Raw genomic sequence first — 18693 nt, 5'->3', positions numbered from 1 at the left:
AATGCCCCGACCGGCTGCCACAATGGCGCCATGGACAGCGCGAGGACGAGCGGGGAACTGCGCGAACACAACCGCGTACGGCTGCTGCGCGCCGTGCACGACTGCGCGGCGACGCGTACGAGATCGCAGCTCACCCGGGATCTCGGGCTCGCCAGGGGCACCGCCTCGGTGCTCGTCGCCGGGCTCGGCGAGGACGCGCTGCTGGGCGAGGCCCCCGCGCCCGCACCGGCTCGCGGACGCCCCACCCAGGTGCCCGGCCCCCATCCGCACGGCCCGCTCGCCCTCGCCGTGGACCTGCGCGAGGACTCCTGGGACCTGGCCGTCTGCGCGCTCGGCGGCCCGGCGCGGATCGTCGAGACCCGGCCGCACGACGGCACCCCGGACGGCGCGCTGCTGCCGCTGGCCGCCGCCGTCCGGGAGCGGCTCGGGCGCGCGGGGTCACGCGCGGTCGGCGTCGGCATGTCGGTCGCGGGCCCCGTACGGGACGGGACCCTGCTGGACATCGCCCACCTCGGCTGGCGCGACATCGACGTCGCGGCACGCATGGCGCTCGGTGCCACCCCGCTGCACGTCGGCAACGACGCCCGGCTCGCCGGACTCGCCGAAGCCCGGCGCGGCGGGCTGCACGGGGTGAGCGTGGGCCTGCACCTGCACGTCGCGTTCGACCTGGGCGGGGCGCTGCTCATCGACGGCGCACTGCTGCACGGCGCCTCCGGTACGGCGGGCGAGTTCGGCCACCTGCCGCTGACGGGCAGCACCGAACCGTGCCGCTGCGGGGCCACCGGCTGCTGGGGCCTCGACGTCGGCGGGAACGCCCTGCTGCGGCACATGGGCCTGGCGGCGGGCGGCGGCCGGGGCTGGGACGCGGCACAGGGCATCCTCGCGCAGGCGGCGGCCGAGCTGGCCGGAGCGGGCGAGGCGGGGGAAGACGGGACGGAGGAAGACAGGACGGAGGAGGAATTCAGGACAGGGGAAGGCACGACAAGGGAAGGCGCGACGGGTGAGGCGACAGCCGCCGTCACCGTCACCGCGCACGCGCTCGGCACCGGCATCGGCGCGCTGGTCAACGGCCTCGACCCGGCCGCCGTCACCCTCTCCGGCCTGGGCGTCGAGCTGTACGCGCTCGCCCCCCGGACCCTGCACGCCGCCTGCACGGACAGGCTGATGTCCTTCCGGCGCGGCCGACGGCGGCCCGTCCCGATCACCGCGTCCGCGCTCGGCCACCAGGGGCCGCTGACGGGCGCGATGGAGTCGGTCTTCGACGCCTTCCTCAACCCCGAGGGCCTCGCCGCCTGGCGCACGGCACGGGAACGCGCGCGCCGCGCACCGTACGCTGCGACGCCGACGGCCGTCGGTGGTGCCTGAGGGCTGTCCCGACGCCCGCGCCCTTCCCCCCTCGGCTTCGCCGGGAGGCGCGCCCCAGGGGTCCTACGCCGCGGGTGATCCGCGCAGACCCCGGCTCCAGCCCGCCCCCGCCGCCGCTACGGCGCCGAACCACCGCCCGGCTTGATGCCCAGCGGCGCCGCGATCTCCGCCGCCATCACCGCACCGGCCGCCGCCTCCAGCTCGCCGTCGTCGCTCCCCGCGCTGCTGTCCGTGTCCAGCCCGTCCAGCTCGTCCAGCGGCGTGTCCAGCCGTACGTGCGCCACCAGGGACTGGAGCGCGCGCAGGGCCGCGGAGGCGGTCGGACCCCAGTTGGACAGGTACGAGAACTGCCACCACCACAGGCCCTCGCTCACCCGCCCGGCCCGGTAGTGCGCCATGCCGTGCCGCAGGTCGGTGACCACGTCGGCCAGGTCGTCCGAGATGCGGCAGGCGACCGGCGCGCTGCGCGGCTGGTAGGGGTCGAAGACCTCCGAGTAGACGTCGACCGGCTCCAGCAGCGCGGCAAGACGCAGCCGCAACTCGTCCACGTCCGGCTCCGGCCCGACGTCGGGCTCGTACCTCTCGTCCGGCACGATGTCCTCGTGCGCGCCCAGCCGCCCCCCGGCAAGGAGGAGCTGCGACAGCTCCAGCAGCAGGTAGGGCACGGCGCTGTCCGGGTCGTCGCCCTTCGCGACCTCCGCGACCGAGACCAGGAAGCTCTGGACCTGGTCGGAGATCTGCACGGCGAAGTCGTCCGGGTCATCCATGATCGAGTTCAGCGTGGCGTCAGACATCCAGCGTTCGCCTCCCCTCGAAGGCCCGCCCAAGCGTGACCTCGTCGGCGTATTCCAAATCTCCCCCGACAGGGAGTCCGCTGGCCAGGCGGGTGACCTTCAGGCCCATGGCGGAGACCAGTCGCGCGAGATACGTCGCCGTGGCCTCCCCCTCCAGATTCGGGTCGGTGGCGAGGATCAGCTCCGTGACGGAGCCGTCCGCCAACCGGGTCAGCAGTTCACGTATGCGCAGGTCGTCCGGGCCGACGCCCTCGATCGGGCTGATCGCGCCGCCCAGCACGTGGTACCGGCCGCGGAACTCGCGCGTCCGCTCGACCGCGACCACGTCCTTCGGCTCCTCGACCACGCAGATGACCGACGGATCACGGCGCGGATCGACACAGACCCGGCACTGCTCCTCCTGCGCGACATTGCCGCACACCGCGCAGAACCGGACCTTCTCCTTCACCTCGGCCAGCGCGTGCGCCAGCCTGCGCACGTCGGCGGGCTCGGCCTGGAGAATGTGGAAGGCGATCCGCTGCGCGCTCTTCGGACCGACGCCGGGCAGCCTGCCCAACTCGTCGATGAGGTCCTGGACCACGCCTTCGTACACGGACTCTTCCTACTTCCTCTGATCCTGCCCGCCCGCTCTCCCGCGCCCGGTCTCCGTACCGTAGTTGGCCGGATGTACCCGCTGCTAGAAGGGCAGCCCCGGCATCCCGCCGAGCCCCTGGGCGAGCGGGCCGAGCTTCTGCTGCTGGAGTTCCTGAGCGGCGTTGTTCGCGTCGCGGACCGCGGCGACGACGAGATCCGCGAGGGTCTCGGCCGTCTCCTGGGGCGACGCGGCCTCCGGGTCCAGCGCCCGGGGGTCGATCACCAGATCCCGAAGCTCCCCCGACCCGGTCACGGTCACCTTCACCAGGCCACCGCCCGCGGTCCCCTCGACGGGCGTCTCGGCCAGCTCCTGCTGGGCCGCGGCGAGGTCCTGCTGCATCTGCTGGGCCTGCTGCAGCAACTGCTGCATGTCAGGCTGGCCACCACCGGGAATCACGAGTTGGCTCCTGGCTCGTCGACGACGGATGTGCTGGCCCGAGCCTACGTGGTCACCCGCTGCCGTGGCCTGTTCCGGGGTGTTTCCGCCCGTACGGGCTCCGGGCGGGCCGCCCGGACTGAGGCTGTCGCGGGCGCCTGGCTCCCGCTCGCGCTCTCGCACCTGCTCTCGCACCCCGCTCCCGCGGGGCTCCGGGGGCCTCATCCACGCACCCCCTTGCCCCTGCACGCCTGGGGAGACCCCGGCGCAGAGGCGACGGAACGCCCTCAGTCGTGCGGGAACTCGTCTATCACCGTCGCGCCCAGCTCACGGACGATCAGGTCATGGCCGGACAGCGCGGTCTCGTCGAGATCCGGATCGTCCTCGGCGGGCATGTCGCCCTCGAACGGGTCAGCGGGCGCGGGGGCCGACGCAGCCGGGGGCGGGGCGGTGGACGTCGCCGTACCGCCCCCGTGCCCGGCCGACGGAGGCGCGGCGGTCTGGGCCGAGGCCAGGGCCTGCCGGGCTCCGGCCGCAGCCGACCCGTAACCCTGGGCCTGGGCCTGGGGCTGCCCTTGGCCCTGGCTCTGCGCCTGGGCCGCCGGAGGGCCGCCGCCCGCACCGCCGCCGGGACCCGGCCCGCCGTCCGCGCCCGGCGGCGGACCCGTACCCGGGCCCGACCCGCCGCCGAAGCCGCCGCCGGAGGCAGCGGGGCTCCCAGGCGCGCCGGAACCGCCAGGCGCACCGCCGCCGCCCCGGCCGCCCTCGGACTGGCCGTGCCCCGCGCCGCCCGACGGGTCGACGATCGCCTCGACCCTCCACTGCACCTGGAGCGCGTCGGTGAGCGCCTGCCGCAACACGTCCTCACTGCCGCCGTTCGCGAAGCTGTCCCGCGCGCCCGCGTTGGAGAAGCCGACCTGGAGCGTCGTCCCGTCGAAGCCCGCCACCTGGGCGTTCTGGCTGAGCAGAATCCAGGTGAAACGGCGGCGGTTCTTCACCGCCTCCAGGATCTGCGGCCACATCTGCCGCACCTGCGCCGCGCCCTGCGCGCTGTCCTGACCACCCTGACCGCCCTGACCGACAGCTCGCGGCCCGGTGTCCGGCGGGGGCGGGGGCGGCTCGCTCTGGCGCGGCGGGTCGTCGGCACGGGCCGGGGCCACCGGCCCGGCGGTGTCCCGCCCGGCACCCGGCCACGCGCCGGGCCGACGCCCGGCCGCCTCCGCACCGCCCGTACCGCCCGCGTCCGGCCCGGCGCCCGTACCCGCGGCTGCGCCCGGCCAGGCGCCCGGCCGCCGCTCCGGGGCCGCTTCCCCGGCCTGCTCCTGCGGCGGCGCCGGTGCCCTCACCTGCTGGGGCGGCGCACTCGTCGGCACCGGCGCCGCGGCGGGCGCGGCATCCGGCCCGGGGCCCGCGTCGGGCAGAGCCGCCCGTACGACGGCCGGTCCGTGCCCCCCGCCGGCATCCCGGCTCAAGTCCCCACCCGCAACCGCGCCGCCCATGCCGACGCCGCCGGCGCCCCGCTCCAGGCGGTCCAGCCGCGCCTGGAGTGACCGCTCGTCCGCGTACGCCGCGGGAAGCAGCACCCGGGCACAGATCAGCTCCAGCTGGAGCCGGGGCGAGGTCGCGCCCCGCATCTCCGTCAGACCGGTGTTGACCAGATCCGCCGCACGGCTCAGCTCAGCCGCGCCGAAGACCGACGCCTGGGCGAGCATGCGCTCCACCACATCGGCGGGCGCGTCGATCAGGCCCTTCTCCATCGCCTCCGGCACGGCGGCCAGGATCACCAGGTCACGCAGCCGCTCCAGCAGGTCGGCCACGAAGCGGCGCGGCTCGTGCCCGCCCTCGATCACCCGGTCGACGATCTCGAAGGCCGCCGCCCCGTCCCCCGCCGCGAAGGCGTCCACCACGGAGTCGAGCAGCGCGCTGTCCGTGTAACCGAGCAGGGCGGTCGCCATGGCGTACGTCACGCCCTCCTCGGCCGCACCGGCGAGCAGCTGGTCCATGACGGACATCGCGTCACGCACGGAGCCCGCACCGGCACGGACGGCGAGCGGCAGCACCGCCTCGTCGACCGGGATCGCCTCGCGCTCACACACCTCCGAGAGGTAGTCGCGCAGCGTGCCCGGCGGTACGAGCCGGAACGGGTAGTGGTGCGTCCGCGAACGGATCGTGCCGATGACCTTCTCCGGCTCGGTCGTCGCGAAGATGAACTTCAGGTGCTCCGGCGGCTCCTCGACCACCTTCAGCAGGGCGTTGAAGCCCGCCGGGGTGACCATGTGCGCCTCGTCGATGATGTAGATCTTGTACCGGCTGGCGGCCGGACCGAAGAACGCCTTCTCCCTCAGCTCACGCGCGTCGTCCACACCGCCGTGCGAGGCGGCGTCGATCTCGATCACGTCGATCGAGCCCGGCCCGGACCGCGCGAGGTCACGGCAGGACTGGCATTCGCCGCAGGGCGTCGGCGTGGGCCCCTGCTCGCAGTTCAGGCAGCGGGCGAGGATGCGGGCACTGGTCGTCTTGCCGCAGCCGCGCGGTCCGCTGAAGAGGTACGCGTGGTTGACCCGGTTGTTGCGCAGAGCCTGCTGCAACGGGTCGGTGACATGCGCCTGCCCGATGACCTCGGCGAAGGTCTCGGGGCGGTAGCGGCGGTACAGGGCGAGGGACGACACAGACACGACGATATAGGCCGCCACCGACAACCGGGACCGCCCGCACCCGCCCACCGGACCCCAGGCACGCTGACGCCCCCCACGCACCCGCCAGAGCCCCCCTACCCTTGCTGCCTTCCGGCCCTGGGGGAGTTCAGAGAGATAGCGCCACGTGAGGGGCTGCGCCCACCGTACCTGATGTCCCGACCAGGTATCGAGTTCGCGAGCACCCTTCCCGGTCTTGTATGGTTTGCGGCGGAGGATTCGCCTAGTGGCCTAGGGCGCACGCTTGGAAAGCGTGTTGGGGGCAACTCCTCAGGGGTTCGAATCCCCTATCCTCCGCCCGTGCCTCACCGGGCACAACGTCGAAGGGCCCCGCTGCGAGCAGTGGGGCCCTTCGGCGGTTCTTCAGCCCTCGTTGTCCTGGTTTTTGTCCACAGCGGGTGTCTCCGGGGTTCCCCAGATGGCTTCGGTGATCTTCCGGGCCACGTCCTTGAGCATGGCGTCCGGCACGTGGAAATATCGGGCCCGCATGCCTGCGGAGGTATCCGGCTCCCACTCCATGATCTGATCAATGACCCGGGCCGGGACACCGAGCAGCATGAGCACGGTGGCGGCCGTGTGCGCGACGGCGCGGTGGCGAACCGGCCCATCTACGTTGCCCTGGCCGTCACCGTCGAGGGCCGACGGGAGATTCCCGGGCTGTGGGCCGGCGACGGCGGCGAGGGCGCCAAGCACTGGATGCACATCCTCACCGAGATCAAGAACCGCGGCGTGAACGACGCCTCATGCTGGTCTGCGACGGACCCAAGGGCCTGCCCGACGCGGTGGAGACCGTCTGGCCCCGCACCGTCGTGCAGACCTGCGTGGTCCACCTGCTGCGGAACTCCTTCCGCCATGCCGCCCGCCAGGACTGGGACAAGATCGCCAAGCTCCTCAAGCCCGTCTATACCGCGGCGACCGGGGAAGCGGCCCTCGAGCGGTTCGCGGGGTTCGCCGACGTGTGGGGCAAGAAGCACCCGGCGATCGTCCGGCTCTGGGAGAACGCCTGGGAGGAGTTCACTCCCTTCCTCCGGTTCGACACCGAGATCCGCCGCATCGTCTGCACGACGAACGCCATCGAGCCGGTGAACGCCCGGATTCGGCAGGCAGTCAAGGCTCGCGGGCACTTCCCGAACGAGCAGGCCGCCTTGAAGTGCGTCTACATGGCGATCACGCCACTGGACCCGACCGGCAAGAGCCAGGCCCGCTGAACCATGCGCTGGAAGACCGCCCTGAACGCCTTCGACACCACCCTCGACGCCCGACTCTCCGCAGCACCCCAGCAACCCTCAACAACCCCAGCTACACCGCTCTTTTGACCCACCCTCCCGTGATCCGGCTATGGCTGCGGTGAGGACTCGCCGGACAGCCCTTAGGGAGCGGTGAGATCAACGACGACGTCGTACACTCCGGGGTTCGGCGTAATCGGCTGCTTGCTCTGCTCCCATGCCGCCTGCGTGCGCCACGCGAAGTCGGGGTCGGCAGTGGCGGCCTCCCACGCCTCATGGCTCTTCCAGTGGGAGACGTTGACGAGCTGGAAGCGGGCGCCGGAGGAACGGGCCCTGTGCATACGGGAACCGATGAAGCCCGGCTTGTCCCGCATGAGCCTGGCCCGCTCCTCCCACTTCACGACGAACTCGTCGAGGTCGGCGGCGTCGATCTCGAAGACGTTGATGAATGTGACGAACGAGTCTGATGAATCGGGGGACTCGTTACGCTGGGCTTCTGTGGTCATGTCGGCAGCCTAACGGCGCACCCCAACTGGGCTTTGGCCGCCCCTGATCCACCGGACACGCCCTGAGCGGACGGTTCGTGAGTCTTTGAGCTGATCTGCTGTCGCCTGATGGTGTGGCGGCGGGCGGAATCTGCCGGTCCGCGGTTGTTGATCTGGTGATTGCGAGAGCGACCTCCGCCGCGCTCACCGCGGCCACCGGGACCAGGCGCGCCTGGTGGACGATCCGGCCGTTGGCGAACACCGAGCCGAGATGCGCGCCGTCCTTGGCTGCCAGCGCCCCGCCAGCGGCCAGGTACGCCCGCGTGGCGTCGCTGAGCCGGTAGATCCCCTCCATGCCGGCGGCTGCGTGTGCGAGGTTGCCGCCCACGGTCGCCGTGTTGCCGATCGAGGCGAGGGCCGCCGAGATGCGCGTGCGGTCGTCGGCGGACACGAGACCCAAGTCGACCGGCTGGAGCTGCAGTTCGGCGATCAGCGCCGGGGCACTTCCCCGATGGCGACGGCGACGCATGGCCGTACCTCCACCAGGACGGTCGACGCTGCCGCTGCGGCGCCGCTGCGGTCTTGCCCCGCCGGCTCATCGGGCTCCGTCGAGTCCGCAGAATCCCGCATGTGATCTCCTCCTCGTGAGGGTGTGCAGTCCCGCACGAAGCAGGCCACCCCAGGACCAGCGACAGCCCATTCTGGCCGAGGCGGTTCCCACGGTGCGAGCCCCCGGGCCGGTTTGCCTCCGTCGCGGAAGCCGGAGCCCGCCGGACCTCGGCGAGGCGGTCAGCTCATCCGGTCGGTGTATTCGTACGGCGGGTGGCGCGGCGGCGCGGGATCGGTGCCACGACGCTCCGCAGCGGCGCGACGGGGCGCGCGGTGGACCGGGGCGCCCCCTCGAAGCGGCTCGGGAACGGGTACTTCCGCTCCAGGAAGGCGCGGATGGCCGCCTGGGACGCCGGTCTGGCCGCCGGGGCGGTGTCGACGTCGTTGAGGCAGAAGAAGTCGACGTCCTCGCCGGCCGCGAGGCGGGCCAGGCGACGCGGCATGTCCGGTGTGCCCAACTGGACGTAGCGGAAGCGGTATTCGGCCGGGACGGCCCGACCGGTCGCGATCGCCCAGTGGTGGTGGAGCGTGGACGCGGGGGCGACGTCGGAAGTGGAGCGGAAGCGCGAGTAGGAGGTCCGCTCGAGTTCCTCGATCTCGAGGTTCTCCATCTCCCGCATGACCGAGAGGAGTTGGGGGTGCGGGGTGTGCAGCGACTTGTGGCTGACCTGCCGGCCGTGGAAGCGCCGGATCACCTCGCGGGCGTTCTTGCCCCCGGAGTTGGGGCCGACTCCAGCGGATGCGGGGGCCGACGCCGAGCTTGTTCACCAGACAGACGTACGTGGTGGAAGGTTGTAGATGCTGTCCGAAATTCGACGAACGGAGTGCGGGCCGTGCGGTGGGTCAGCGAACGGACACGGTCCGCTCCGGAACGGACCGGGAGCTGGTCGGGCGGGCGCGTGCGCCCCCGGGATGATCGGGATGATGGGGCCAGGCCCTCGACGCGCGAACGGACGGACGGAAGCGGATGCCCAAGGAGCTGGACCGGGTGGACCGGGAGATCGTCAGGCTGGTCTCCGCCCAGGGGCGGATCAGCCACGAGGAGATCGCGCGGCGGCTGCACGTGTCCCGTCCGGCCGTGCACGAGCGGGTCAAGCGCCTGGAGCGGGACGGCGTGATCCGGGGGTACCGGGCGGTGGTCGACTGGTCGGCCGTCGATCTGGGGCTGTGCGCCTTCCTCTCGGTGCAGGTCGACCATGACCGGATGGCCCAGGTGGTGGACGGGCTGTTCGAGGTGCGCACGGCGGACGCGCTGGTCGAGGAGTGCCACCGGGTGACCGGCCCCTGGTGCGCCCTGCTGAAGGTGCGGGCCGCCACCACGCTCGCCCTGCAGCAGCTGCTCGACGACATCATGTCGGTCGAGGGCGTGCGCCAGGTCGTCACCACCATCGTGCTGACGTCGGTCGAGGCGGCCGACCGGGCCTGAACTCCGGCCGCCGGGCCGACGATTCGTCGGCGCGGCGGCGGCGGCGCGGTGGCCGTGCCGGTGGCGGGCCGACGGAACGTCCGCGTGCGCCGGTGCGGCTTGGGGCCGGTGCCGCGCGCCGCCTACCGTTCGGGATGCCCGCCCCGCTCAGCGAAAGGACGCCCCCTGATGGCGCACCACGTCCCGGTCGCCGCTCACACCGAGGAGCGCCGCATCCCCGCCCACCGGCTCGGCGAGAAGGACATGCTCTGGGCCTGGCTGCGCTTCGCCAGAGGGACGGTGGTGGCGAAGGCGACCGGGCTGTCCGGCGCACAGCTGCGCAGCAGGCTGGTGCCGTCCGCGACCAGCCTGGGCGGAGTTTTGACCCATCTGGTCACCGTGGAGCACCACTGGTTCGGCAACGTACTCGGCGGGCGGGAGCACCCGATGCCGTTCGGTGCGGACGATCCGGATGGTGACTGGAGGATCACCGAAGCCGACGACCCCGACAGCCTGCTCCGCCGCTACCGCGCGGCGTGCGACGCAAGTGACGAGGTCATCGGCTCCCTCGCCCTGGACAGCATGGGCGCCCAGACGGCGGACGACTACACCCTGCGATGGGCGATGGTGCACGTGACGATGGACACCAGCCGCCACGCCGGGCACGCGGACGTGCTCCGCGAACTCCTCGACGGCGCACGCGGCTGGTAGCGGGCAGGTCGGCGGCGCGGGCTTCGCTGCCGGTGCTCTCCCTCGTCTCAGGCGCCGACGTACGCCGCGAGGTGCTCGCCGGTGAGGGTGGAGCGGTCGGCGACGAGGTCGGCGGGCGTGCCCTCGAAGACGACCCGGCCGCCGTCGTGGCCCGCGCCGGGGCCGAGGTCGATGATCCAGTCGGCGTGCGCCATGACGGCCTGGTGGTGCTCGACCACGATGACCGACTTGCCGGAGTCGACGAGCCGGTCCAGCAGGCCGAGCAACTGCTCGACGTCGGCGAGGTGCAGGCCGGTCGTCGGCTCGTCGAGGACGTAGACGCCGCCCTTCTCGGCCATGTGGACGGCCAGCTTCAGCCGCTGGCGCTCGCCGCCGGAGAGCGTGGTGAGCGGCTGGCCGAGCGTGAGGTAGCCGAGCCCGACGTCGGCGAGCCGCTCGAGGATGCGGTGCGCGGCCGGCGTACGCGCCTCGCCCGCGCCGAAGAACTCCTCGGCCTGGGCCACCGACATCGCGAGCACCTCGCTGATGTCCCGGCCGCCGAGGTGGTGGTCCAGGACGGACGCCTCGAACCGCTTGCCCTCGCACTCCTCGCAGGGCGTGGCGACCCCGGCCATCATGGCCAGGTCGGTGTAGATGACTCCGGCGCCGTTGCAGTGGGGGCAGGCGCCCTCGGAGTTGGCGCTGAAGAGGGCGGGCTTGACGCCGTTGGCCTTGGCGAACGCCTTGCGGATCGGGTCGAGCAGCCCGGTGTAGGTGGCCGGGTTGCTCCGGCGCGAGCCCTTGATCGCGCTCTGGTCGATCGACACCACGCCCTCGTCGGCGGCGGCCGACCCCCTGACCAGCGACCCGTGCACCAGCGAACTCTTCCCGGAGCCCGCGACGCCGGTGACCACGGCCAGCACCCCGAGCGGGATGTCGACGTCGACCTTGCGCAGGTTGTGCGTCGTCGCCCCGCGGATCTCCAGCGCGCCGGTGGGCTCGCGCACGGTCTCCTTGACGACGGCCCGGTCGTCCAGGTGGCGGCCGGTGACGGTGTCACCGGCCCGCAGCCCCTCGACGGCGCCCTCGAAGCAGACGGTGCCGCCGGCGGTGCCGGCGCCGGGGCCGAGGTCGACGACGTGGTCGGCGATGGCGATGACCTCGGGCTTGTGCTCGACCACGAGCACGGTGTTGCCCTTGTCGCGCAGGCGCAGCAGCAGCTTGTTCATCCGCTGGATGTCGTGCGGGTGCAGGCCGATCGTCGGCTCGTCGAAGACGTAGGTGACATCGGTGAGACTGGAGCCCAGGTGCCGGATCATCTTCACGCGCTGCGCCTCACCGCCGGAGAGCGTGCCCGAGGGCCGCTCCAGCGAGAGGTAGCCGAGGCCGATCTCCACGAACGAGTCGAGGGTCTGCCCGAGCTTGGCGAGCAGCGGCGCGACCGAGGGCTCCTCCAGGCCGCCCACCCAGGCGGCCAGGTCGCTGATCTGCATCGCGCAGGCGTCGGCGATGCTGACGCCCCCGATCTTCGACGAACGGGCCGCCTCGCTCAGCCGGGTGCCCTCGCACTCGGGGCAGGCGGTGAAGGTGACCGCGCGCTCCACGAACGCCCGGATGTGCGGTTGCAGCGCCTCCTTGTCCTTGGACAGGAACGACTTCTGGACCTTGGGGATCAGCCCCTCGTAGGTGAGGTTGACGCCCTCGACCTTGACCTTGGTCGGCTCCCCGTAGAGGAAGTCGCGCATCTCCCGCTCGGTGTACTCGCGGATCGGCTTGTCCGGGTCGAGGAGGCCCGACTCGGCGTACGTCCGCACCGTCCAGAAGCTGTCGGACTTCCAGCCGGGGATCGTGAACGCGCCCTCGGAGATCGACTTGGTGTCGTCGTAGAGCTGGGTGAGGTCGATGTCGGAGACCGAGCCCCGGCCCTCGCAGCGCGTGCACATGCCGCCGGTACGGGTGAAGGTCGCCTTCACGGCCTTCTTGTTGCCGCGCTCGACGGTAATCGCGCCGCTCGCCTTGACGGAGGCGACGTTGAACGCGAACGCGTTGGGTGAGCCGATGTGCGGGCGCCCGAGGCGGCTGAAGAGGATGCGCAGCATGGCGTTGGCGTCGGTGGCGGTGCCGACGGTGGAGCGCGGGTCGGCGCCCAGGCGCTGCTGGTCGACGATGATCGCCGTCGTCAGCCCGTCCAGGACGTCCACCTCGGGCCGCGCCAGCGTCGGCATGAAGCCCTGCACGAAGGCGCTGTAGGTCTCGTTGATCATCCGCTGCGACTCCGCGGCGATCGTGCCGAACACAAGCGAGCTCTTGCCTGAGCCGGACACCCCGGTGAACACCGTCAGCCGGCGCTTGGGCAGCTCGACGCTGACGTCCTTCAGGTTGTTGACCCGGGCGCCGTGCACCCGGATCAGGTCGTGGCTGTCGGCGTCGTGCGGGGCAGGCGCCTTCGTGTGCGCGGTCTTGGCCATGCTGCTCGTACTCCCGTTCTCTGCCGCGGAGCCGCCTTCGCGGTCCGCCGACGCCGTGTGCGCGAGAAAGCCCACCGGGGGCGGTGCCTCCAGGGCACCGTCGTCCAGGGCACTCATACACACGCTAGACCCGGGGTCTGACAATTCCCGGTTCTCCCAGGTCAGCCCGGGTCTCGGAGTCTCCGGGTCTCGGGGTCGCCGAGTCGCCGGGGCAGGCGGGCGGCAAAGGACGCGGCGGCCCGGGAGCCCCCGGGCCGCCGCATCGTTCCGTGCACCCCCGTGGCACGGAAGCCTGCCGGGGAAGAGTACTGGCACCCTCCCCGCCGCCGTGCGGACGCTGTGCCGCCGGCCTGCACCGGCGGCGGGGCGCCGACAGCGGAGCGAAGGCCGACCGAAAGCTCCTGTCAGTCCACGGGACCGCGAACCCGCCACGCCGTCCGCTGCCCGCGGAGGCGGCCGACAGCCCCGACCCCTCCGTCGCGGAGCACGTACGCCGCTACCTCGCGACCGACGGGGCCAGCGGCTACCGGGAAGGGGGGATGACGAACCTCGTCCTCACCCACCGGGGGCGCAGCACCGGCCGGAGCTACCGGACGGCCTCTTCTTCGGCGAGGACGACGGCCGCTACGTGCTGGTCGCCTCCGGCTCGGGCATCACGCACACCCACCCGCAGTGGTACCTCAACCTGGTGGCCGAACCCGAGGTGCGGGTGCAGATCCTCGGCGAGCGGTTCACCGCCCGCGCCCCGCACCGCCGAGGGGGACGAGCGGGAGCGGCTGTGGGCGCTGATGGCCGGGCTGGCGCCGGTGTACCGCACGTACGCGGCCCGGAGCCGGCGGACGATTCCGGTGGTGGTCCTCGAACCCGTACGGGCGACGGCGGCGGGGTCCTGACGCGGGGCCCGGGGTGTGCCGCGCGCCCCGGTACCCTCACCCCGACGGCCGGAGCAGGGAGGTGGCGACGGTGCCGAAGCGGGCGGACCACGCCGGGCGGCGCGCGCAGATCACCGACGCGCTGGTCGCGGTGGCCGCCCGGGAGGGCCTGCACACCGTGACGATGCGGTCCGTCGCCGCCGAGGCGGGCGTCTCCGTGCGGCTGGTGCAGTACTACTTCGGCACCAAGGCGGAGCTGATGTACGCCGCGCTGAGCAGGCTGGAGCAGCAGAGCCGCGAGCGGTGGGCGGACCGGCTGGCCGGGCTGGCGAGGCCGGTCGCGCCGCGGGCGTTCGTCGAGGCGTTCCTCGCCGAGGCGCTCCCGTCCGACGGCCCGAGCCACGCCTTCCACCTGGTGTGGACCTCGTACGCGGTGCTCGCGATGACCGATCCCGAGCTGGCCCGGCAGCCCTTCGTGGAGGGCCCCGACCGGCTGGAGCGGCAGCTCGCCGACCTTCTCGGGCAGGCGCGGGAGGACGGCGCGCTGGACCCGTCGCTGGACTGCCCGGCGGAGGCGGCCCGGCTGCTCGCCCTCAGCCACGGGCTGGGCACCGGCGTCCTGGTCGGCCGGCACAGCCCGGACGCCGCGAGCGCCGTACTGCGCTCCCATCTGGACCAGTTGTTCGACGTCGCCGACCGGGTGTCCTCCCCGGCCGGAGAAGACCCGACCGGAAGAGTGCACCCATGGCAATCGTGACCCGTACGACGCTGACACCCACCAAGCTGGAGCTGCTCACCTCGTGGCTCCCGGCCCAGCCCTGGTACCGCGGCACGGGGTCCGGCCCCCGGCTGACCGGCGTCGGCGGCTTCCGGCTCGACGACCCGGCGGGTGAGGTCGGCATGGAGTTCCTGGTGGTCACCGACGGGTCCCGCGAGCAGCCGCTGACCTACCAGGTGCCCTGCACCTACCGGGGCGCCCCGCTGGACGGCGCCGGCCACGCGCTCATCGGCACGCTGACGCACGGCGTGCTGGGCGAGCGCTGGGTGTACGACGGCGCGCACGATCCGGTGCTCGTCAGCCAGCTGTTCGCGCTGGTCCTGGGCCGGGCGGAGCCGCAGTCCCAGTCGGAGAGCGACACCGCCGACCCGTCCGTGGTCGGCTCCTTCGCGGAGCCCGGCCACCCGGCGACGATCCGCTCCAGCACCGTGGCCGACGGGCCGCACGGCACCGACCTGCACGTCCTCACCGGCGGCAGGGACGAAGGCGGGGACGGCGGCGACGGCAGCGACAGCGGCGACGGCGACGGCGCGGACGCTCAGCCGCCGCGCCGGCTGACCATCCGGCTGAACCGCCTCCTGCGGCCCGACGACGGCGAGCGTCCGGCGCTGGGCCAGGTCAGCGCCACCTGGCGGCTGCCGGACGGGAGCCGGGCACGCGGCCGGTTCGCCGTCGTCAGCGACGCTCCGTAGCAGCGGCGGGCCGACGCCGGGACCGGCCGGGCGCCCTACTCCGCGCGGGCGAGAGCGAGTGCGCGGGCGGTGTCCTCGGTCACCAGGTCCTGGTTGAGGGCCATCGCGGCCGTCGCACCCCGTCCGGCCGCCACGATCACCTGGGCGCGCGGGTCCGTGACATTGCCGACCGCCCACACCCCGGGCACCTCCGTACGGCCCGCCGCGTCCGTGGCCACCCAGCCGTCCTCGCCCCGCACGCAGCCCAGCCGGGTCAGCAGGTCGTCCTGCGGCACCATGCGCGCGGCCAGGAACACCGCCTCGCGCGGCACCACCTCGCCCGACGCCAACTCCACGCCGTGCAGCCGGTCTTCCGCCACCACCAGCCGGGAGACCGCGCCTTCCGCGACGCGCACCCCGCGCGCCGCCAGCCGTGCGCGCTGCTCGTCGGCCAGATCCAGGGCGTGCGGGAAGAAGACGAGGTCGGGCGACCACTGCCGGATCAGCAATGCCTGTTCCACCGAGCCCGGTTGGGTGCCGAGGACGCCGAGGGGGCGGTCGCGTACCTCGTAGCCGTGGCAGTGCGGGCAGTGCAGTACGTCCCTGCCCCAGCGCTCACGCACCCCGGGCAGCTCCGGCAGCTCGTCCCGCAGGCCGGTGGCCACCACGATCTGACGGGCGGTCAGCACCCGGCCACCGGAGAGCGTCACGGTGAATCCGGGGTCGATGCGGGCGACCCGTCCGGACGTCAACTCGACGCCGTATCCCTGTAGTTCCGCCCGGCCCACCGCCAGCAGCGCCGCCGGGGGCGTGCCGTCGCGGGACAGGAAGCCCTGCAGGTGGGCGGCCGGGGCGTTGCGCGGCTCGCCGCCGTCCACCACCGCCACCCGGCGTCGGGCGCGGGCCAGCACCAGCGCCGCGCTCAGCCCGGCCGCGCCGCCGCCCACCACCACCGCGTCGTACTCCCGGTCGCCGTCCCCCCGGGTCAGGTCACCCGCCGTCGCGTCTGTCGCCTCGCTCATCGCGATCACCTCCGCCACCAGAGTGCGCCGACCACTCCGCTGCGGCAATTGCTGTTGCCGTTTCCGGGAAGCGTGCGGTGCAATGGGAGGCGTGGACCACTCCCCCGCCATCGCCCGCGCCCTCACCGAGGTCGGCCCCCGGCTCAGGCACCTGCGCACGCAGCGCGCCGTCACCCTGGCGGCGCTGGCCGAGGCCACCGGCATCTCCAAGAGCACCCTCTCCCGGCTGGAGTCCGGCCAGCGCCGCCCCAGCCTGGAGCTGCTGCTGCCGATCGCCCAGGCCCACCAGGTGCCGCTGGACGAGCTGGTCGGCGCCCCCGAGGTCGGCGACCCGCGGGTGCGCCTCAAGCCCCGCCGCGTGCACGGCAACACGGTGCTGCCGCTGACCCGGCAGCCCGGCCCCCTCCAGAGCTTCAAAATGGTCCTCCCGGCCAGCCGCAGCACACCCGATCCGTGCACCCACGAGGGGTACGAGTGGCTCTACGTCCTGGCCGGGCGGCTGCGCGTGGTGCTGTCCGAGCGCGATCTGGTGCTGGGCATGGGCGAGGTCGCCGAGTTCGACACGCGCCTGCCGCACTGGTTCGGCAGCACCGGGGAGGGGCCCGTCGAGATCCTGAGCATCTTCGGCAGCCAGGGCGAGCGGATGCACGTACGGGCCCGGCCGCGCGGCGCGGAGCGGGACGGCCACCGCGGCTGACGCCGGACGGGGGCGCGCCGCCCTCCCGGAGGGGGGCTGGCACCACCCCGGGGACGGCGGGGCGCACCATGCCCCTCGGGCGCCGGAAACGGGATCGTTGAGGACGTCAGCACGGCACGCCGCACGTCCCGCGTCCCCCGTCCCACGCGCCCGCCGCGAGGAAGCGAGTCCCGCCATGAGCACGAGCACCAGCGCCGGCACCCTGCCGTACGCCGCCCCCGCCACCCCTGCGGCCCACGCCGCGCCGTTCGCGGTGGGCTTCTGGCGGGCGCCGTTCGCGGCGGTCACCTACCGCGAGATCGGGTACACGCTGCTGTCCCTGCCGGTCGCCCTCGCCGGATTCGTCTTCTCGGTGACGCTCTTCTCGCTGGGCACGGGCCTGGCCGTCACCCTCGCCGGACTGCCCGTCCTGGCGGCGATGCTGGCCGGAGCGCGCGGGCTCGGCGCCGCCGAGCGCGGCCGGGCCCGCGCCATGCTCGGGCTGCACGTCGCCGGGCCGGCGCCCGTACCAGCCCCGCGCGGCCGGGGCTGGTGGCCCGCCATGGCCGCCCGGCTCACCGACGCGGCGGGCTGGAAGGCACTGCTCTTCCAGGTCGTCATCTTCCCCTGGCGGGTGGCGAGCTTCGCGCTGACGGTGACCGCCGTGCTCACCGGCTGGGTCGTCGCGCTCTACCCCGCGTACGCCTGGGTCTTCCCGGAGTACGTGGACTGGCCCGGCTACCGCGTGTACGACTTCTCCTCGGGCGGCACGCACCACGAGCTGTACCTCGACTCCGTGCCCGAGATCGCCGGAACCTCCCTCCTCGGGCTCGTGGTCCTCTTCCTCACCCCCCGCCTCGTCCGCGCTCTGACCCGCGTCGACCGCGCCGCCGTCCGCGGCCTCCTGGGCTGACCGCCGCGCCACCGCCCCCGCCGCCCCCGCGAGCGCGGAGCGCCGTTCGGGTGCCGCCCGGTGGCGGGGAGCGCGGGGTGAGGGTGCCATGGAGGCAGGCGCGCGCAGGGACGCGTGCGCCGTCGGGAGGCCACCGTTGCCGCGCACACCTGAACCGGAGCCCGGACCGCAGCCGGGGCCGGAGCCCGTGCCGCACGCGGTGGCGGTACGGCTCGGGCTGCTCCTCGCGTGCCTGATCGCCGCGCTGACCGCCGCGTACGTCCTGCTCCCGCTGGACGATCTCGCGCGGCGCCCCCAGCTGGCGTGGAGCGTCTTCGCCGCGGTGGTCGCCGCCATCGCCGCGCTCCTGCTGCGCCAGATCAGCGACGTCCTCCAGGACAAGCCGCACACCCGGCCCGGACTGGTCATCCCGCTCCTGATGTACCTCTCCGTACTGGTCTTCGCCGCGACGTACTACGCGCTGGCGCGGCAGCCGGGCGAGTTCACGGGCCTGCGGACCCGGATCGACGCCGTGTACTTCACCGTCGTCACGCTGGCGACCGTCGGCTACGGGGACGTGGCGCCGCGCGGCCAGACCGCCCGCGCCGTCGCCGTCCTCCAGATCCTCTACGGCCTCGTCTTCCTCACCGCCGCCGCCACCGCCCTCGCCCGCCACCTGCGCGGCCAGCTCGCCGCCCGCACGAGGCACGAAGCACGGCGATGAGCACGGGTGGAACACTGCGCACGGGCGACAAGCTGTGCATGGACGACAAGCGGGGGGCAGTCGGTGAAGTGGTTCCGTCGGGACCAGGTGAGGCAGCACCCGGATGTGGTGCCGCTCGCCGGGATCGCCAAGACCAGGGGCACTCCTGAGCAGGCTCCGCCGCTGCGCACCGCGGGCGGTGCGGTGCTGCAGTGGATGAGCGGTGACGGCGGCCAGGTCACACGTCTGACGACCGGAGCGAATCCGGTCATCCTCGACATCACCCACCAGGGGGCGGGGCACTTCGTCGTGGACGCCCTCGACGGAAACCTGGA

At 73.3% G+C, this 18693-nt stretch carries 18 protein-coding genes, 1 tRNA gene, 1 other RNA gene and 2 pseudogenes; 11 read left to right on the top strand and 11 right to left on the bottom strand.

From position 1 onward, the window contains the following. The first annotated feature begins 30 nt into the window (after positions 1-30). Positions 31-1365, top strand: coding sequence for an ROK family protein (locus H299_RS33125; RefSeq protein WP_078512600.1), 1335 nt, complete (start codon positions 31-33; stop codon positions 1363-1365). A gap of 116 nt (positions 1366-1481) precedes the next feature. On the opposite strand, the gene H299_RS0109545 is transcribed toward H299_RS33125, so the two are convergent. The 5 genes from H299_RS0109545 to ffs form a co-directional block, all read right to left on the bottom strand. Continuing rightward, positions 1482-2159: a DUF5063 domain-containing protein gene (locus H299_RS0109545; RefSeq protein WP_027748233.1), complete on the bottom strand. Its 678-nt coding sequence runs from the start codon at positions 2157-2159 to the stop codon at positions 1482-1484. Beyond that, entirely contained in the window at positions 2152-2751 is a 600-nt protein-coding gene (gene recR, locus H299_RS0109540) for a recombination mediator RecR (RefSeq protein WP_027748232.1), read from the bottom strand. Before recR ends, H299_RS0109545 begins: the two co-directional genes overlap by 8 nt. Positions 2752-2835: 84 nt before the next feature. Next, on the bottom strand, positions 2836-3189 hold the full coding sequence (locus H299_RS0109535) for a YbaB/EbfC family nucleoid-associated protein (RefSeq protein ID WP_078512599.1): 354 nt from the start codon (positions 3187-3189) through the stop codon (positions 2836-2838). 266 nt (positions 3190-3455) lie between these two features. After that, on the bottom strand, positions 3456-5837 hold the full coding sequence (locus H299_RS0109530; protein ID WP_027748230.1) for a DNA polymerase III subunit gamma and tau: 2382 nt from the start codon (positions 5835-5837) through the stop codon (positions 3456-3458). Positions 5838-5905: 68 nt separating this feature from the next. Next, an RNA gene (gene ffs, locus H299_RS38205) (signal recognition particle sRNA small type) lies at positions 5906-6000 on the bottom strand. Positions 6001-6073: 73 nt separating this feature from the next. On the opposite strand from ffs, the gene H299_RS0109525 reads away from it, so the two are divergent. Further along, positions 6074-6158: transfer RNA gene (locus tag H299_RS0109525), tRNA-Ser, on the top strand. A gap of 66 nt (positions 6159-6224) precedes the next feature. On the opposite strand, the pseudogene H299_RS38200 reads toward H299_RS0109525, so the two are convergent. Beyond that, a pseudogene (locus H299_RS38200) lies at positions 6225-6440 on the bottom strand (site-specific integrase); the annotation flags it as partial. Here H299_RS38200 and H299_RS33120 point away from each other — a divergent pair. After that, positions 6435-7177 (top strand): annotated as a pseudogene (locus H299_RS33120) (IS256 family transposase); the annotation flags it as partial. The pseudogenes H299_RS38200 and H299_RS33120 overlap by 6 nt on opposite strands. Positions 7178-7230: 53 nt before the next feature. Here H299_RS33120 and H299_RS0109510 read toward each other — a convergent pair. The 3 genes from H299_RS0109510 to H299_RS33115 form a co-directional block, all read right to left on the bottom strand. Then, positions 7231-7593 carry an antibiotic biosynthesis monooxygenase family protein gene (locus tag H299_RS0109510; protein ID WP_037758436.1) on the bottom strand — a complete coding sequence of 121 codons (363 nt, stop codon included), beginning with the start codon at positions 7591-7593 and terminating at the stop codon, positions 7231-7233. After that, entirely contained in the window at positions 7571-8101 is a 531-nt protein-coding gene (locus H299_RS39565; protein ID WP_158692308.1) for a hypothetical protein, read from the bottom strand. Before H299_RS39565 ends, H299_RS0109510 begins: the two co-directional genes overlap by 23 nt. A gap of 265 nt (positions 8102-8366) precedes the next feature. Next, entirely contained in the window at positions 8367-8876 is a 510-nt protein-coding gene (locus tag H299_RS33115) for a stealth conserved region 3 domain-containing protein (protein WP_027748228.1), read from the bottom strand. Positions 8877-9148: 272 nt separating this feature from the next. Here H299_RS33115 and H299_RS0109500 point away from each other — a divergent pair, with 272 nt between their 5' ends. Next, entirely contained in the window at positions 9149-9607 is a 459-nt protein-coding gene (locus tag H299_RS0109500; protein WP_051262283.1) for an Lrp/AsnC family transcriptional regulator, read from the top strand. Between the two features lie 168 nt (positions 9608-9775). Next, positions 9776-10297, top strand: coding sequence for a DinB family protein (locus H299_RS0109495; RefSeq protein ID WP_051262282.1), 522 nt, complete (start codon positions 9776-9778; stop codon positions 10295-10297). A gap of 47 nt (positions 10298-10344) precedes the next feature. On the opposite strand, the gene H299_RS0109490 is transcribed toward H299_RS0109495, so the two are convergent. Then, positions 10345-12744, bottom strand: a complete 2400-nt coding sequence (locus H299_RS0109490; RefSeq protein WP_027748225.1) for an excinuclease ABC subunit UvrA — start codon at positions 12742-12744, stop codon at positions 10345-10347. On the opposite strand from H299_RS0109490, the gene H299_RS40360 reads away from it, so the two are divergent. The 3 genes from H299_RS40360 to H299_RS0109475 are packed head-to-tail and all read left to right on the top strand — an operon-like array spanning position 12743 to position 15086. Continuing rightward, positions 12743-13798, top strand: coding sequence for a nitroreductase/quinone reductase family protein (locus H299_RS40360; RefSeq protein WP_486587215.1), 1056 nt, complete (start codon positions 12743-12745; stop codon positions 13796-13798). The genes H299_RS0109490 and H299_RS40360 overlap by 2 nt on opposite strands. Continuing rightward, positions 13708-14373 carry a TetR/AcrR family transcriptional regulator gene (locus tag H299_RS33110; RefSeq protein ID WP_078512640.1) on the top strand — a complete coding sequence of 222 codons (666 nt, stop codon included), beginning with the start codon at positions 13708-13710 and terminating at the stop codon, positions 14371-14373. Before H299_RS40360 ends, H299_RS33110 begins: the two co-directional genes overlap by 91 nt. Beyond that, positions 14361-15086 carry a maltokinase N-terminal cap-like domain-containing protein gene (locus H299_RS0109475; protein ID WP_027748223.1) on the top strand — a complete coding sequence of 242 codons (726 nt, stop codon included), beginning with the start codon at positions 14361-14363 and terminating at the stop codon, positions 15084-15086. Before H299_RS33110 ends, H299_RS0109475 begins: the two co-directional genes overlap by 13 nt. Before the next feature lie 35 nt (positions 15087-15121). Here H299_RS0109475 and H299_RS0109470 read toward each other — a convergent pair whose 3' ends face one another. Next, complete coding sequence (locus H299_RS0109470; RefSeq protein WP_027748222.1) at positions 15122-16087, bottom strand: NAD(P)/FAD-dependent oxidoreductase; 966 nt, start codon at positions 16085-16087, stop codon at positions 15122-15124. A gap of 82 nt (positions 16088-16169) precedes the next feature. Between H299_RS0109470 and H299_RS0109465 the strand changes: the two genes are divergently transcribed. From H299_RS0109465 to H299_RS0109455, 3 genes are all read left to right on the top strand, one after another. Then, complete coding sequence (locus tag H299_RS0109465) at positions 16170-16784, top strand: helix-turn-helix domain-containing protein (RefSeq protein ID WP_037758434.1); 615 nt, start codon at positions 16170-16172, stop codon at positions 16782-16784. Between the two features lie 175 nt (positions 16785-16959). Further along, the gene (locus tag H299_RS0109460; protein WP_027748220.1) at positions 16960-17676 is read left to right on the top strand and encodes a sensor domain-containing protein; all 717 of its coding nucleotides are present in this window, start codon (positions 16960-16962) and stop codon (positions 17674-17676) included. Positions 17677-17875: 199 nt separating this feature from the next. Beyond that, complete coding sequence (locus tag H299_RS0109455) at positions 17876-18379, top strand: potassium channel family protein (RefSeq protein ID WP_486587235.1); 504 nt, start codon at positions 17876-17878, stop codon at positions 18377-18379. Positions 18380-18693: the final 314 nt, after the last annotated feature.

The sequence above is a fragment of the Streptomyces sp. CNH287 genome, assembly GCF_000424825.1.
This window is presented reverse-complemented; position numbering and strand designations above follow the sequence as displayed.

Bases quoted from the DNA above. Each gene is read 5' to 3' on its own strand.
- H299_RS33125 (WP_078512600.1), top strand. From the start codon at position 31: ATGGACAGCGCGAGGACGAGCGGGGAACTGCGCGAACACAACCGCGTA.
- H299_RS0109545 (WP_027748233.1), bottom strand. From the start codon at position 2,159: ATGTCTGACGCCACGCTGAACTCGATCATGGATGACCCGGACGACTTC.
- H299_RS0109510 (WP_037758436.1), bottom strand. From the start codon at position 7,593: ATGACCACAGAAGCCCAGCGTAACGAGTCCCCCGATTCATCAGACTCG.
- H299_RS39565 (WP_158692308.1), bottom strand. From the start codon at position 8,101: ATGCGTCGCCGTCGCCATCGGGGAAGTGCCCCGGCGCTGATCGCCGAA.
- H299_RS0109500 (WP_051262283.1), top strand. From the start codon at position 9,149: ATGCCCAAGGAGCTGGACCGGGTGGACCGGGAGATCGTCAGGCTGGTC.
- H299_RS0109495 (WP_051262282.1), top strand. From the start codon at position 9,776: ATGGCGCACCACGTCCCGGTCGCCGCTCACACCGAGGAGCGCCGCATC.
- H299_RS40360 (WP_486587215.1), top strand. From the start codon at position 12,743: ATGCTGCTCGTACTCCCGTTCTCTGCCGCGGAGCCGCCTTCGCGGTCC.
- H299_RS0109490 (WP_027748225.1), bottom strand. From the start codon at position 12,744: ATGGCCAAGACCGCGCACACGAAGGCGCCTGCCCCGCACGACGCCGAC.
- H299_RS0109475 (WP_027748223.1), top strand. From the start codon at position 14,361: ATGGCAATCGTGACCCGTACGACGCTGACACCCACCAAGCTGGAGCTG.
- H299_RS0109470 (WP_027748222.1), bottom strand. From the start codon at position 16,087: ATGAGCGAGGCGACAGACGCGACGGCGGGTGACCTGACCCGGGGGGAC.
- H299_RS0109465 (WP_037758434.1), top strand. From the start codon at position 16,170: ATGGGAGGCGTGGACCACTCCCCCGCCATCGCCCGCGCCCTCACCGAG.
- H299_RS0109460 (WP_027748220.1), top strand. From the start codon at position 16,960: ATGAGCACGAGCACCAGCGCCGGCACCCTGCCGTACGCCGCCCCCGCC.